General features: G+C 70.8%; 12 protein-coding genes. 1 reads left to right on the forward strand and 11 read right to left on the reverse strand.

Translation table 11 applies throughout. The features are described from left to right. Positions 1 to 27 precede the first annotated feature (27 nt). Positions 28 to 708 (forward strand): class I SAM-dependent methyltransferase, encoded by a 681-nt coding sequence (locus AB0I98_RS37220; protein ID WP_362949605.1) that lies wholly within the window; start codon positions 28 to 30, stop codon positions 706 to 708. 19 nt (positions 709 to 727) lie between these two features. Here the strand turns inward: AB0I98_RS37220 and AB0I98_RS37225 are convergent, their stop codons facing one another. The 11 genes from AB0I98_RS37225 to AB0I98_RS37275 all read right to left on the reverse strand — a co-directional run bounded on the left by AB0I98_RS37225 (position 728) and on the right by AB0I98_RS37275 (position 13,733). Then, positions 728 to 1,093: a hypothetical protein gene (locus tag AB0I98_RS37225; protein ID WP_362949607.1), complete on the reverse strand. Its 366-nt coding sequence runs from the start codon at positions 1,091 to 1,093 to the stop codon at positions 728 to 730. Positions 1,094 to 1,199: 106 nt separating this feature from the next. Further along, positions 1,200 to 1,790, reverse strand: a complete 591-nt coding sequence (locus AB0I98_RS37230) for a hypothetical protein (protein WP_362949609.1) — start codon at positions 1,788 to 1,790, stop codon at positions 1,200 to 1,202. After that, positions 1,678 to 2,625, reverse strand: a complete 948-nt coding sequence (locus tag AB0I98_RS37235) for an FkbM family methyltransferase (RefSeq protein WP_362949611.1) — start codon at positions 2,623 to 2,625, stop codon at positions 1,678 to 1,680. Before AB0I98_RS37235 ends, AB0I98_RS37230 begins: the two co-directional genes overlap by 113 nt. Then, entirely contained in the window at positions 2,622 to 2,888 is a 267-nt protein-coding gene (locus AB0I98_RS37240) for a Trm112 family protein (protein WP_362949613.1), read from the reverse strand. Before AB0I98_RS37240 ends, AB0I98_RS37235 begins: the two co-directional genes overlap by 4 nt. Beyond that, positions 2,885 to 3,805, reverse strand: coding sequence for a hypothetical protein (locus AB0I98_RS37245; RefSeq protein WP_362949687.1), 921 nt, complete (start codon positions 3,803 to 3,805; stop codon positions 2,885 to 2,887). The genes AB0I98_RS37240 and AB0I98_RS37245 overlap by 4 nt, the downstream gene beginning before the upstream one ends. Before the next feature lie 15 nt (positions 3,806 to 3,820). Continuing rightward, positions 3,821 to 4,558, reverse strand: coding sequence for a methyltransferase domain-containing protein (locus AB0I98_RS37250; RefSeq protein WP_362949615.1), 738 nt, complete (start codon positions 4,556 to 4,558; stop codon positions 3,821 to 3,823). Then, the gene (locus tag AB0I98_RS37255; RefSeq protein ID WP_362949617.1) at positions 4,555 to 6,105 is read right to left on the reverse strand and encodes a condensation protein; all 1,551 of its coding nucleotides are present in this window, start codon (positions 6,103 to 6,105) and stop codon (positions 4,555 to 4,557) included. The genes AB0I98_RS37250 and AB0I98_RS37255 overlap by 4 nt, the downstream gene beginning before the upstream one ends. Beyond that, on the reverse strand, positions 6,102 to 10,472 hold the full coding sequence (locus AB0I98_RS37260) for an alpha-(1->3)-arabinofuranosyltransferase family protein (RefSeq protein ID WP_362949619.1): 4,371 nt from the start codon (positions 10,470 to 10,472) through the stop codon (positions 6,102 to 6,104). The genes AB0I98_RS37255 and AB0I98_RS37260 overlap by 4 nt, the downstream gene beginning before the upstream one ends. Beyond that, complete coding sequence (locus tag AB0I98_RS37265; RefSeq protein WP_362949621.1) at positions 10,469 to 11,194, reverse strand: class I SAM-dependent methyltransferase; 726 nt, start codon at positions 11,192 to 11,194, stop codon at positions 10,469 to 10,471. The genes AB0I98_RS37260 and AB0I98_RS37265 overlap by 4 nt, the downstream gene beginning before the upstream one ends. A 104-nt stretch (positions 11,195 to 11,298) precedes the next feature. Further along, positions 11,299 to 12,453 carry a glycosyltransferase family 4 protein gene (locus tag AB0I98_RS37270; RefSeq protein WP_362949623.1) on the reverse strand — a complete coding sequence of 385 codons (1,155 nt, stop codon included), beginning with the start codon at positions 12,451 to 12,453 and terminating at the stop codon, positions 11,299 to 11,301. Between the two features lie 290 nt (positions 12,454 to 12,743). Beyond that, positions 12,744 to 13,733 (reverse strand): DUF3068 domain-containing protein, encoded by a 990-nt coding sequence (locus AB0I98_RS37275; RefSeq protein ID WP_362949625.1) that lies wholly within the window; start codon positions 13,731 to 13,733, stop codon positions 12,744 to 12,746. Between the last annotated feature and the right edge of the window lie 121 nt (positions 13,734 to 13,854).

Genomic DNA, 13,854 nt, shown 5'->3' on the forward strand with positions numbered 1-13,854 from the left:
GACTGCCCTGGGCAGGAGGGGTGATTGGTGGCATCGACGGCGTCATACGACGAGATCGCTGACTGGTACGAGACCGAGTTCCTCAACCGCCCGCGTGCCGGAACGGGAGATGGGCATCCCCTGAGCCTGGACGTTCTCCTGAACGATCTTCTGGGGGAAGGCAGCGGCACCTGCCTGGAGATCGGGTGTGGCACCGGCATCCACGCGGACCGTCTCCGTGCGCTGGGCTGGACCCCGGTCGGCGTTGACCTGTCCGGCGGGATGCTGCGCTATGCGTGTGAGCGGCTGCCGGTCGTGCAAGCTGACGCCGGGCGATTGCCGGTCCGTGATGGTTTTCTGCCGGCGGCTGTCGCGGTGATGGTGCACACGGATATGCCCCGTTATCCGGAGGTGCTGCGTGAGGCCGTTCGGGTTCTGCGTCCGGGTGGAGTGTTCGTGCACATCGGTGTCCATCCCTGCTTCTCCGGTGGATTCGCAGATCGCGGCGACCTTGAGGCAGTTGTCATCCGCCCGGGCTATCTCGACGGCCGCTGGACCAAGGCGTCCTGGACGGACAAGGGGGTGCGCGACAAGGTCGGTGCCACCCATTGGCCACTCCCTGAACTGCTGCACGCGTTCCTCGACGCCGGCCTGACACTCGACCGGTTCGCCGAAAGCGGAGCCCCCACACCGGCCGTGCTGGCAATCAAGGGCACCAAGCCTCGGTGATCCAGCAGAAGCCGCGTGGCTACGGTTCGAGGCCGCTGGCCTTGGCGATCGCCTCTACCTCACGGCGGAGTTGTTCCCGCTCGCTGTCGCTCTGCTCGGAATCTTTGCCCGGAAAGGGTTCGACGTCGACGAACGTCTGCGTGCCGAGTGGGCCCAGGAGGGTGAGGAGTTGTTGGAGCTGTTTGCCGAACTCGGGGGTGAACAGTTCCTGTTCGCGTGGGGAGAGGGCGATGTCGATGTCGGTGTTGCGGTGGACCAGCGCGTCGTTGGTGCCCTTGAGGATGCGCAGCAGCAGGTCGTACGACTCGGGGTCGAGGCTGTTCTGGAGCTCGGACAGGTAGAGGGCGAACTGCTTGGTGCTCTCCAGGAATCCGTGTTCGTTCATGGGGGCATCGTGGCGGATCACCGGCTGCGATATGGGGTGTTTCTGGGGATTGGCTGTCTTTCCGCTGCCTGGCTTGACAACGGGTTCGGGGCTCCGTCAGGTTCGTTCAGTCGGCGACCGCCACCCGCTGCAACAACCCCCACGTGAACTCCGCGGCCACCTCCCGCGCCCTCCCCTCCCCATCCGGCGCCCTGAACGCCAGCCCCCACCGAGTCGGGGCCGAACCCTCCAGTGGACGGGCCGGGGCGAATGCGCGGGCCGCCTCGTCGACCGTGCAGGACCAGGGGGTGAGGTCGTCCAGGGTGCGGAGGGTCGGGCCCTCGGTACCCGGCGCGCGGACCAGCCACTCGTTCCACACCGTGCCGTTCGGGGCGAGGAGGACTTCGAAGCGCAGGTCGGACCAGAGGGGGAGCGGCCACTGCAAGGCCTCGCACTTCAGGTCGCCGATAGTGCGCATCACCGCCGACTCGGGGGCGCCCAGGATCGAGCGGTAGCGGGACGCTGCCGCTCGGGCGCGCGGTGAGTGGAGCATTGCTTGCCAGCGCTTGTTCGCCTCGCGCATGTCCGCGATGGAGGCGCCCAGTTCAGTGCGTGCGTCCGCCACCAGGTCCGGATTGTGGTCGGCCATGCGGCGCAGCAGGACCAGCTGGAAGTCGAGGGGGGTGAAGGGGCCTTGGGGGCGCGTTGCGGACGGCATGCTCCCCATCGTCGCTCACCTCGTCGCTCATCTCGTCGCTCACCACTCTTCCTCCCGGACGGCGGCCGTCCGGGAGGAAGAGGACGGAGTTGACGTAGCGGGGGCGGTGGCGGAAGGGGAGGACGCGGGGGAGCAGGCCCTGGGTGACGACGTGGGCGGCCTCCGCCTGATGGGCCTCCAGGGGGAAGGAGGCGAGGGGGACCCAGGTGTCGCCGGGCAGGACCCAGCCGTCGTAGCGGAGGAGGGAGAGGTAGGTGACTACGCGGGCTATCGGCTGGATGCGGGACTCCAGTTCGACGAAGAGGGCCGGGCGGTCGCGGGAGAGGATGCCCGTCGACCCGCGCAGCACCGCCAGTTCGCCGCCGTCCACGTCGATCTTGATGAAGTCGACGTTCCGGAGCCCCAAGTCGTCCAGGGCTACGCATCCGACGTCCAGTGCACGGCTGTGGATGTCGCGGCGGACCAGGGAGGACACGCCCCTGTCGCCCGGGTCGTCCGCCGGGAGCCAGAGGCGGGCCATGCCGGGGCGGTCGGAGGCGGCGGCGCGGATCACGCGGACGTTCGGTGGGGCCGTGCCGGCGAGGAGGCGTGCCAGGTGGGGGACCGGTTCTATGGTGACGACCTCGCGGGCACGCCTTGCCAGGCGGCGCGTCCAGGGGCCGTACCAGCCGCCGATGTCCACCGCCGTGCCGCAGTCCGGCGGGCACAGCTCGCCGAGCCGGGCCAGCTCCGGTTCGAAGCGGGGGTAGACGGCCCGGGCGGCTGCCGCGACCAGGCGGGTCGGGAGCAGGGGTGCCACACGGGCGGCAAGGGTTCTGGGGGCCGTGGTCGTCATGGGGCCGTCCGCTTGAGGAGTTCGATGCGTTTGAGGAGTTCCTCGTGTTCGTCGTCCGTGACCTGCTCCCCGGACGAGGGCAGCAGCTGCGGAATGCCGTCGACGATCGGGTAACGGCGGCGAAGGCGCGGGTTGTACAGCAGCTCCTCCTTGCCGGACGTGTCTGTTTCGTCCGTCTCGTCCGTCTCGGCCGTGACTAGGTGCAGCGGGCCCTTGTCGAGCGGACACGCCAGGATCTGGAGCAGGGGGTCGTCGGGTTTCACGGTGGTGTCAACTCCTTGGCACCGAGGGAGGGTTGGGCGGCAGCCTGCCGGTCGTGCTTGGGCATGGTCAGCAGTACGGTGATCGCCAGCGCCGTGCCCGCGAGCCGCAGCGCCAGCCGCAGCGGCTCCTGCGGCAGCGCCTCGCCGAACGACAGCGTGCCGAGCACCGCCGTATAGAGGCAGGTCACCGTCGTACACACCGGCACGATCAGCGAGGCCCGGCAGCGTTGCAGCGCCGCCTGCGACATGACCAGCCCGAACGCGCCGGTGAACAGCAGGAGATACGGATACGGGGAGCGGAGGACATCGAGCAGCGCCTCGCCGATTCCGCTTGTCGTGAGGTCCGTGAGGTAGTTCGAGACGCCCTTGATGGCCAGCGAGCTGACGCCGTACAACACGCCCACCGCCACGCCGTATTCGACGCCGGTCGTCGGCAGCCGGTGCCGGTGGCGGGCGCGGCGCTCGGCGGAGCCGTACAGCCAGACGCCCGCGGCGAGTGAGGGCACGCAGACGAGGAGGATCAGGGGGTATGGTGCCTCGCTGCCCACGGTGTCCGAGTCCTCCCGCAGCGACAGTACGACCATCAGCAGCGCGGCGAGGATCGCGCCGAGGGCGTACCGCTCGCGGCCGGTGGTCTCCTCGCCGAGCAGCCGGGCCGACAGCAGCACCAGCAGGACCAGGCCGGAGACGAAGATGCCCTGCGCGGCGGCGATCGGGAGCGTGCGGTAGACGACCAGCTGTGCGGCGAAGCCGGCGGCCAACGACAGCGATCCGCCTATCCACAGCGGGCTGCCCAGGACCAGCCTCAGCAGCTTCGCCGGTTCGCGCACGGTCACCTGGGGCAGGGCCGCGAGCGCCCGTTTCTCCAGGACGAAACCGGTGCTGTAGAGGACGTTCGCCAACAGGGCCGCGGCCACTCCCCACCACATCGGCTACGTCCTTCGCGCGTGCAGGAGGAGGATCGAGGCGAGTGGGGCTCTGGAGCAGGCGAGGCGGTCGAGCGGGCGCAGAGGGCGCGGTACGCCGTGGAAGGGCGCCCCTTTGAGTCGTACGACTTCGAAGCCTGCCGCGGTGACGTACTCGCGGAGGGCGCGGGCCGTGTAGAGCCTCAGATGTCCTACGACTTCCCGTCCCGGCCGGCCGTGGATCGCGCGCAGGCTGACCTCCGAGAAGACGGGCTGCACGCCCGCGAGGAGCAGGGCGCGGTTGTACCAGGCGGCCAGGTTCGGGGTGGACAGCATCAGATGGCCGCCCGGGCGCAGCACCCGGCGGATCTCGTCCAGCGCCGCGTCCGGGTCTACGAGGTGCTCGATCACTTCGCTGAACAGCACGGCATCCGCCGAACCATCCCTGAAGGGAAGGGAGTTGAGTTCCGCGCGGAGGGTGTACGGGATTCTGGTGTGCGCGCGTTTCAGGGCGTCCTGGGACCAGTCGACGCCGATGATGCGGTGGCCGGGGAGGAGCGGTGCGGTGGTGGCTGCCGCCGTGCCGTCGCCGCAGCCGATGTCGAGGATCGTGCGGGTGTGGCCGGACGGGCCGGTTGACGGGCCTAGGGCGGTGGCCAGGAGGCGGGCCTGGCGGAGGGTGCGGGGGGTGCCGGAGGCTACGGGGACCGCCGGGTTCTCGTAGAAGTCGCGCAGTTCCGTGCGGGGTGGGGTGGTGGTCGTCATGGGGCCACCTCCGTGGTGTGCAGATAGTGCTCGAACAGGTCACGCAGGTGCGCGCCGTCGCCGTGGCTGAGCAGGGCGCGGGACCAGCGCAGGGCCAGGTGCAGGCGGCCGGCGGTGGAGGCGGTGGTGACGGTGAGGCCGCGGGGCATTCTCGCGGGTGCCGAGAACCAGACGGCGTGCGCGCGGCCTGCCTCCTCGCCGAAGTCCAGGGGGTACGGGATGCGGCCGATGTTGCTGAGGAGCGTCGTCGAGGTCCAGGGGGCGGCTGCTCGGCGGAGGGTTCTGGTGAGGGCGGCTCGCCAGGACACGGGGGTGACCGGGGTGGTGAGGAGGGTGGCTCCGTGGCCGAGTTGGGGGCGGGGGAGGGACTTGAGGGCGCGGGTGCGGAGTGCCGTACGGCTGAGGAGTGCGGGCATGTCCGTCGGGTTCAACTCGGTCGGCGTGAAGGGGACTTCTACCAGGCGGGTGCCGTTGCCTATCGGCATCGTCGTGTCTCTTGGGCGGTCGTCCACGGGCATCGTGATGCGGAGGGGGCGGGGGTGTTCGCCGTGTTCTCTGTTCCAGTGGCTGATCATCAGGGCTGTGGTGACCATGAGCTGGTCGTTCACCGTGTAGGGGGAGCCTTTGGGGCGGTGGGGGAGGGGGAGTTCGGTGACGAGCATGCCGTTGCCGGGGGAGGGTTCGGGGGTGCCGGGGGCTACTCGGGCGGGGGGTGACCAGTTGGAGGGGGTCTCTTCGGGGTGGGGTGGGGGTTGCGTCGGGCGGGTGGGGGAGGCTGCGGGGGAGTTGTCCCGGCCGCTGTACAGCTCTGCGGCGGTGGCGAGGACGCGGAGGCAGGCGGGGCCGTCGAGGGCGGTGTGGTTGATGGTGAGGAAGAGGACGGTGCCGGTGCCTTTGCTGTGACCGGCGTTGCTGCCGGGGGGTGGGGGCGCTGGCCGGCGCTGGCCGGGTGCCGCTGCGCCCACCCGTGCCGCCCCAGCGGCACGACTGCCCGCAGCGGCGGCGGGGGCAGTATCAGTATCGGCAGCGGCGGCGGGTGCAGCAGCGTCAGCAGCCGTTGCGTGGGCGTCACCCCGGCCCACACCGCTGCCCGCAGCCGCAGTCGGCTCCCCCACCGCATCCATCGCCTCGCTCCCCTCCACCGGCCCCGCCCCCTCCACCACCTCCAGCCGTATCGGCGGCGAAGCCGTCAGCGGCGGTGCCTCCACCAGCGCACGCGTCCGCGCGCCTCGCAGGGCATCCGGGCTCGGTGGCAGGAAAGTCACGACCTCCACGTCCGGGTCCGCCGTCAGTTCCCACTCGTACCGGCGTCGGTACCACCGCCCCGCCGCTTCCCGCATGAGGATGCGGGGATGGCGGCGGAGGGCCTCGTTGAAGGCGGAGCGTAGGCGGTCGCGGTCGAGGTGGCCCGGGAGGTGGACCTCGATGTGGACTGTTTCGGGTTCCTCCTCCTGGAGGCAGTGGCGGGCGATCTCGTCCACCACGGGGAACGGGATGCGCTCGGGAGGCCGTACGGGGCCTTCGGCGCGGTGCTCCAGCGTCGTCATGCGCGGTCCCCCCTCAGGTTGGCCTGGGGTGTCGCCCGGAGCCTCGGTTTGCGGAACGTGAAGCGCACGGTGGGCGGATCGGGCGGCGGGCCGCCGGGGCCCCGCGCCGAGACGGTCGGGCCGGCGTCCGGGCGGGCGGGCGGCGGGGGCTCGGCACCGAGAGGGCTCGCGCCCCGCTCCCGTTGCGGCAACTGCTGCGTCGGGGCTTCCGAGCTGGGAGGCGGCCCCGCGACCGGTGGCGGCACCGCCGTCGAGTCCCGCTCCCGCACGCTCACCAACCCCGCGAACAACCCGATCAGCGCCAGGAGTTGAGCCGCCGGACCGAAGGCCCCCTCCTCCGCGCCCGCCGGCTCCCCGGCCCCCGCCGCAGCGATCCCCGCCCCCGCGAGCGCGACGAACGCGATCGGTACGAGCAGTGCGTGCCGTCGGTAGGCCAGGAGCGCCAACGCCGGTACCAGCAGGGCGAACCACCCGGCGATCACCGCGCCCACCAGCATCAGCGCCACCGTCCCGAGCCACAGGCCCGGCGGCGGGGGCACCGGCTGCGGGTCGTCGGGGTTCGGGGAGCGCCGGCGCCAGAGGACAAGTCCCACCAGGGCCGCCACCGCGACACCCCCGCCGATCAGCGCGGCGTCGTACGTCGTCGCGGGTTCGTACGACAGCTTGACCGTGCCGCCCGCCCCGGCCGGGATCCGCCAGCCCTGCTGCCAGCCGTCGAGGCGGACCGGGGACAACTCATCCCCGTTCAGGGTGGCTTTCCAGCCGTCGTTGTAGTTCTCGTACGTCGTCAGGTACGTGGCCGCGCCCGACCCGACGGTCACCTGGCGCTGGTCGCCGAGCCAGTCACGTATCTGGAGGTTGCGGTCCGCGGACGTGGGCTCGGCGAGTTCCCCGCCGCGCGTCAGGGTGACATCGGTGAGCGCGAGCGGCCCGGCGTCCCCGCCCTCGACCCGGTGCGGGCCGGAGGTCAGGTCCAACTCGGCGTCCGCACGTCCCTCCTGACAGAGGCTCACCTGTACAGGCCGCCGTTCCGTCAGGTCCCGTACCGTCCCCCGCACACTCGTCTCGTACAGCTCCCCGTCGACCGCCATCACCGGCCCTTGCCCGCACGGCAGGGAGAAGGCCCGCGTGGCCGCCGGCTGGGGCGTGCGGTAGCGGTCGAGCGCCGGGACGTATGCCTCCGTCAGGCCCACCGGCAGTCGCAGGTCCTCGTCGACGACCGGGTTGTGGAGGGTCAGCGGGGCCGTCGCCGTGACGGTGATGTCGAGGCGGTCCGTGGTGATCGGCGGGAAGCGGACCCAGCCGTTCTCGTCGACGCCCGCGACGGCCGCTCCGTCCGGGGAGCTGATCTGTACCTCGGTGGGGCGGGTGGAGAGGCCGCCCGCGGGGGCCAGGACCAGTTCGCCGACGGGCTGATCGCCGTCCCAGCGGAGGTGGATGGTGGGGCGGTCGCCCGCGATCCAGGCCGTGGTCAGGTCGCCGTCCGTGAGGTTGCGCGCCGCCAGGCCCGCGCCGAGCCGTGCCGTGGAGTCGGCGGTGGCGACGATGCGGTTCTGCTGGTCGGGGGCGACGTCGTACAGCAGCCGGTCGAGTTCGGCGCCCGGCACCGGCACCGCGCTCGCCGTCACCTCGTACGTCCCTGCCGTGCCCGTGGAGAAGCGGCGGTGCAGGCCCGCCTCCGTGCCCGTCGCCGAGAGACCGGTCGGGTCGGCCGTGCGGTGCAGCGAGACGATCTCCGCGGCGGCACCGGCATCCTGCGCGTCCGTCGGCAGGCGCAGCATGCGCGTGACCTGCACGTCAGGCAGCGAGATCTCGGAGAAGCCCGCACCCGTCAGACCGGTGTGCCGCGCCACCGAGTCGACGATCGTCAGCCGCATCCAACTCGTCTCACCCGCGGGCGCCTTGATGCTCTGCGCCGTCCCGTCCGGGCGCAGGACGCTGGTCCGCACTCCCCTCTGCGTCTCCACCCGCACGCGTGTCGCCGCCGAACGCACACTCTCCTGCGGCAACGGCGACACCCTGAACGACGACGGCATGTCGTACGCCTGGCTGAACCCGATCCGCAGCCACTGGCCGTCCGCCGAGCCCGCCGAGCCCTCGGCCCAGGCGGTGTCCGGGTTGCCGTCGAAGGCGTTCACCGGGTCGTACTGCGGGAGGTGGAAGAGCCAGTTGCCGTACGAGGAGGCCGTGACCGAGCGGGCGCCGCGCAGTTCGGCGACCGTCTGATGGCCGAGGCCCTCGGTCGGCAGGATCTGGTGGGGTTTCTCGCCGGCGTCCTGGGCGGCGTCCGGCGCGTTGCGTTCGTCGCGGGTGTACGTGTACGACGTGTTCGCGTTGACCAGCCCGAACCGTGTGTCCGCGCGACGCAGTCCGTCGCCCACCACCTGCACGGGTGGCGTGCCGAGTCCGGGATGGTTGTCCCCGGTCAACACCGTTGCGCGGCCCCGGAGTTCGGAAGCAAGTGGCAGCAGCGCCTCCGGGCCGCCGGAGACCACGGCCGTGTCGGACACCGGCAGCAGCGAAGCCTGGCCGGGACGTGGTACACCCTCGTCCCCCGGCGGCTGGTAGATCTCCACTGCCCGCTGCCTCGGGTAGATGCCCTCGATCTCCAGCGGGGTGCCCTCGGCGATCCGGCCGCCCGTCATGACCGGGCCCAGGCCCTTCACCCGCTCGTACCCGGACTGTTCCAGGGTGCGCTTGACCGTCGTGGTCGGTACGTGGCCGATCTGGTCGGGATCGAGGTCGTTGCGGACGACGACGTAATGGATGCCAGCTCGGCTCAAGTAGTCCGCCAGCCCCGGGACTTCAGCGCCCGACATCAGCGCCTGCTCCACGGCGTCCATCGCGCGCCGGTTACCGGGCGTGCCCATCGGGACGTAATCCCGTTGCGCCCAGCGTGACTTGGCCACCACGTCCAACGGCTGGTCGATCGTCGAGCCCCAGGTGTAGATGCCGTGCGCGGTCGCCGGGACCACCAGGGCACGTGAGTCCGGCGAGTACTCCTCCAGCCAATCCGCCGTCGCCGTCCAGTACTTGGGGATCTCCTGGAAGGAACCCGGGTTCAGGATCGACCCGTTGAGATACGGCCACATCAGCCCCGGCAGCACCAGCACCGCCGCGATCAGCGGCGCGAGTCGACGGCCCCGGACCGGGCGGGCGCCGCGCTGCTCGGCGGCCACGCCCACCAGATGGGCCAGGCCCAGGACGAGAGCGAGGGCGAGGCCCGGCAGGAACTTGTAGATGTTGCGGAAGGGAGCCAGACCGCCGTTCAGCCAGTCCTGCACCACCCCGTGGAAGGGCGCTCCGAAGGCCCCGCCGTACCCGGCGAGCACGATCAGCGCCACCGTCAGCACGGTCAGCACCAGCCAGCGCCGCTCCGGCAGATCACGCCGGGCCAGTCCCGCGAGGCCGAGTCCGGCGGCCAGCGTCGAGCAGACGATCACGACGACCGAGGACACGACGGTCCACCCGGCGGGCAGCCAGGCCTCACCGAAGTGCAGATAGGCGACCCAGTTCCCGGCGCCGCGCAGGGCCTCCGTCGCCGCCATCGTGTCCGTCGTGGTCTGCGAAGTCTCCACGTACGGAAGGAAGTTCTCGCCGTAGAAGCCGAGCAGCAGCAGCGGGATCCACCACCAGGCGGTCGCCAGGATCACGCCGGGCACCCACCAGGCGATCAGCTTGCGCTGCCGTGGTCCCGGTGGGCGGGACAGAAGGTAGAGACCCACCGGCAGCAGGGACGCCAGCGTCGCCGCCGCGTTGACTCCGCCCATGAACGGCACGATCAGCGCCGAGCGGAGGGCGGCGACCCGTGCGGCGTACCGCTCGTTCGTCAGCGGCAGCAGGACCCACGGCAGGAACGCACCGGGCAGAGCCGCCGCCGACGTGGACCCGACGACGATCGTGAAGGTCGGCCACAGCGCATACGCCACCGCCCCGACCAGCCGGGACCCGCCGCTGCCGATCCCCAGCCGCTCGGCCAGCCGCAGCGCGCCCCAGAAGGCGACGGACACGATCAGCGACAACCACAGCCGTTCCGCCAGCCACACCGGCAACCGCACCAGATCGCACAGCCAGTAGTACGGCAGCATCGGCCACAGGTAACCGACGTACTGGTCCGAGATCCCGCCGAAGGAACCCCGGTCGTGCCACAACTGGCCCAGATCGGCGAGGAATTGACCGGGGTCGACGGTCACGCCCAGCTTCGTGTCGAAGGTCTGCCGCCCGGGTTGCACCGCGAGCAGCAGCACGAAGACCACGGCCCAGAACCCCAGCAGCCAGCGCCGCGACCGGGGGCCGTGCGGCGGGCCCGACGCGGTCGTGGTGGTGGGGACGGCTGCCGGAGGAGGAGCCTGGACCGTGGTCGTCATGGAGGACACCGCCGGAGGACGAGGAGGAGATTCCAGGTGGCCACCTCACGGATGCCCGGCGCCTTGACGACGGTCTCCGCGAGGAACGGCCAGTAGCGGGAGCGCGCCGAGACGACGGTGACGTCGTCCCGGGCACGCACCTGCCGCAGGGTCGGACCGATGTGCACGGCGAACAGGTTCTCGCCGAGGGTGTGCTTCGCGGGCTTCCCGGTACGGCGCCGATAGCGGGCCCGGGCCCACTCCGCACCGAAGTAGTGCCAGGGCGCCCACTCATGACCGCCCCACGGGGACAGCCAGTTGGTGAACGACACATAGATCAGCCCACCGGGCCGGGTCACCCGCACCAGCTCACTCAGGAACGTCTGCGGATCGGCCACATGCTCGAGCACATTGGACGAGAAAGCGACGTCGGCGACTGAGTCGTACAGGGGAAGCAGATACCCGTCCGCGATCACGGCCGCGTCGGGAGGCTTCTCCCCCAACTCCCGTACATCGGGCTCGAAGAGAAACGCGTGCGCACCACGCCGCCGAAACTCCTCGGTGAAGTGCCCGCTCCCGCCACCGACGTCGACGACGGTACGCCCGGTGACGGGACCGTCGTAGGCCTCGACCTGATCGACAGCATCCCGGGCGAGGAGCGAGTAGCAGGCGTCGGGATCGTCCTGCTCATGCAAGAACGCACGGAAGAGGGTGAGGGACCGCCGAAGGGACGGATCCTTCAAACGCCGGTCCAGTGGGGCGCCCCCAAAGGGGCGCGGGGAACTGCGCGACCAGCCACGCGCGACCCGCAGTCGCAAACCGGCCTCACCGTCACGGCGCTTAGGCGTCACGGCGTCCAACCCCGCACCGCCTCCGCGGCAACCGCCCGGAACTGCCGCACCGTCCGATCCCAGCGATACCGCGCCGCCCGGTCCCGCGCCGCCTTCCCCATCAGCTCCCGCCGATGCTCCGAGAGCGCAAGCGTGCACCACGCGGCCGCGAACGAGGACTCCCCATGCGCGAGAACCCCCGTCTCCCCGTCCACGACGGAGTCACGAAGCCCCGGCACATCAAAGGCGATCGCCGGCGTCTCCCGAGCCGCCGCCTCCGTGACGACCAGCCCCCATCCCTCCACCGCGGAGGGATGCACGAGCAGCCACGCCGCACACAGCAGCCGGTGTTTCTCGGCCTCGCTGACATGCCCGGCGAACTCCACGCCCGCACCGGCGAGTTGCTCCAGCCGCGCGCGTTCGGGCCCGTCGCCGACGATCACCAGCCGCCCGCCCGTCACCGGCCGCACCCGCTCCCACAGCCGCAGCAGCAGATCGATCCGCTTGTACTCGACGAGCCGCCCCACCGCCACGAACAGCGGCTCGGGCGAGCGGTCGGCGCGTGGGCCGGGGTCCTCGACCCCGTTGTGGACGACACGGATCCGGTCCCGTTCGACGCCGATCGCGCGCAGGGCGTGGGCCGTGGAGGGGGAGACGGCGACCATCAGACTCCGGTGCTGCGCACCGGTCAGCGCCCAGTGTTCGAGTCTTCGTCCGATCCGGGCGGCCGGCGCCAGTGGCCCGCCGCCGAACCGCATCTTCCAGAGATCGGTGTGGACATGGTTGACCAGGCACATCGTGGGCCCGCGATGCCACATCGGCGCGAAGTACGGCATGCCGTTGCACACCTCGACCAGCAGATCGCAGTCGCCGACCTGCCGGGCGAAGGCGGAACGGGCGCGCAGGAAATGGCCGTACTCACCGCCCGCCGACACGACCCGGTAGTCACGGAAGGAGGCCGGGCCGCCGCACAGCAGGGTCACCTGGTGGCCCAGGCGGGTCAGTCCGTCGGCGAGCCGGTCGACCAGGAGCTCGGAACCGCCGGCGGCAGGATTGCCCAGGTCCCGATGGGCGAGGAAGACGATTCGGCGCGGAGGTGGGGGGAGCGCCGGGGGGTGCTGCGGCGCCCGGGGGAGTGCGGCGCGCAGCCGGGAAGGCACGTGCTGGGGCATCGGTGCTCCAACTCGTCTCAGGGTGCGGAACTCAGTGGGGGGAGTGGCACATGGGGTGGGGGGTGTGCATGTGGGCGTGGGGTAGTTTTCGCCTGTTGGGGCGCCTGTGAGGGCGCCTGTGAGGGCGCCTGTGACGGCGTGGACTCCTTCTGTGAATGGAGCGAACTGTCCTGTGAACAGGGTGTGGGCGCACTGTGTTCAGTTGTGGGGGTGGACAGTTTTCGCCCAGTGGTTCGAAGCTGCTACTCACCGGCGTGACAATTTCCGGGCTTTGTGGAGCTGACGCCACATCACATCGTGAGGGTCGGTGGGTATTGTTCGGATTTCTCGGTGTTTTCCGGACTTTTCCGCCCACGTATCACCAGAACGCCACCCACCGCCGCGAGTACGAATCCGGCCACGGCCGCCCCCACCGGCAGGGTCCGCCCCACGAGGCGCAGTTGCCCGCTGTCCTCCTTGGCCCGCTCGACCGCGAACTCCTGTGTCTCGTCCGTGAACGCGATCTTCGGGCTGTCCAGGAGCACCGCCGCGTCCTCGTCCCCGCCCGGCGCGCGCAGCGTCCGGCGCGGGCCGGTCTGGGCGTAGAGCACCCGGCCGGTGGCCTGGTCGACGACCAGCTCGATGCCGTGGTTGGCGTACCACTCCTCGGCGAAGACCTGGGAGCGCTCGGGCTGGTCGATGATGGCGCCGGGCACGAGTCGCGTTCCGGTCTTGATGGCCGGAACGGTTCCGGTGAACCGATACCCCTCGTACCCCTTGATCTTCTTCTCGTCCCGGTACCGCAGCGTGACCGTGCGCCCGCCGGTGTTGTCCCACCACTGGTAGTCGCGTTTCTGCACGTCGAAGGGGAACTTCAGATACGCCTCGCCCTCGATGTACGGCGTCTCGCCGCAGCAGTGCACCGGCCGGTTGGTCCGGCGGTCGCTGACCCAGCGGTGCGGTACGAAGTCCAGCGCGTCGTGCGGATCGGCCGCAGGTAGGGACTTGTCCGTGTCGACGGTGGTCGTCACGTCCCAGACGGCGGCCCGTCCGCTGCGTTCGCTCTCGGCGACGTCGCCGCGGACGCGCTGGGTGATGGTGATGGCCTGGTCGGGGACGGTCTCGACCTGCTCCACGTCGAAGACGGAACCTGTGCCCTTGTAGACGGCGGTCTGGTCGATGTCGATCGGATTCACGGCGGCCCGCGGCTCCACGTACCAGGCCAGCAGAGGCGCCAGCACCAGCAGGAACGTGCCGAGGCCGAGCAGGATCAGTGACAGCGGTGAGGCAGTACGGCGCATCCTGGCACTCCAAAGGCTTGGGACGTGCTGGGGGAACAGTGCGCGCGAACCCGTCTGCGCCGGGAACCGTAGGCGCACCCTTGACGGAGTGTCAATGGAAAGTCAAGACTGAACCTTTGCC

Source organism: Streptomyces sp. NPDC050211 (assembly GCF_040656035.1).
Classification (GTDB): domain Bacteria; phylum Actinomycetota; class Actinomycetes; order Streptomycetales; family Streptomycetaceae; genus Streptomyces.

What these genes read in the sequence shown, in the direction of transcription:
- AB0I98_RS37235 (WP_362949611.1), bottom strand. Translation starts at nt 2,625, where the DNA reads ATGACGACCACGGCCCCCAGAACCCTTGCCGCCCGTGTGGCACCCCTG.
- AB0I98_RS37255 (WP_362949617.1), bottom strand. Translation starts at nt 6,105, where the DNA reads ATGACGACGCTGGAGCACCGCGCCGAAGGCCCCGTACGGCCTCCCGAG.
- AB0I98_RS37260 (WP_362949619.1), bottom strand. Translation starts at nt 10,472, where the DNA reads ATGACGACCACGGTCCAGGCTCCTCCTCCGGCAGCCGTCCCCACCACC.
- AB0I98_RS37275 (WP_362949625.1), bottom strand. Translation starts at nt 13,733, where the DNA reads ATGCGCCGTACTGCCTCACCGCTGTCACTGATCCTGCTCGGCCTCGGC.
- AB0I98_RS37230 (WP_362949609.1), bottom strand. Translation starts at nt 1,790, where the DNA reads ATGCCGTCCGCAACGCGCCCCCAAGGCCCCTTCACCCCCCTCGACTTC.
- AB0I98_RS37225 (WP_362949607.1), bottom strand. Translation starts at nt 1,093, where the DNA reads ATGAACGAACACGGATTCCTGGAGAGCACCAAGCAGTTCGCCCTCTAC.
- AB0I98_RS37270 (WP_362949623.1), bottom strand. Translation starts at nt 12,453, where the DNA reads ATGCCCCAGCACGTGCCTTCCCGGCTGCGCGCCGCACTCCCCCGGGCG.
- AB0I98_RS37250 (WP_362949615.1), bottom strand. Translation starts at nt 4,558, where the DNA reads ATGACGACCACCACCCCACCCCGCACGGAACTGCGCGACTTCTACGAG.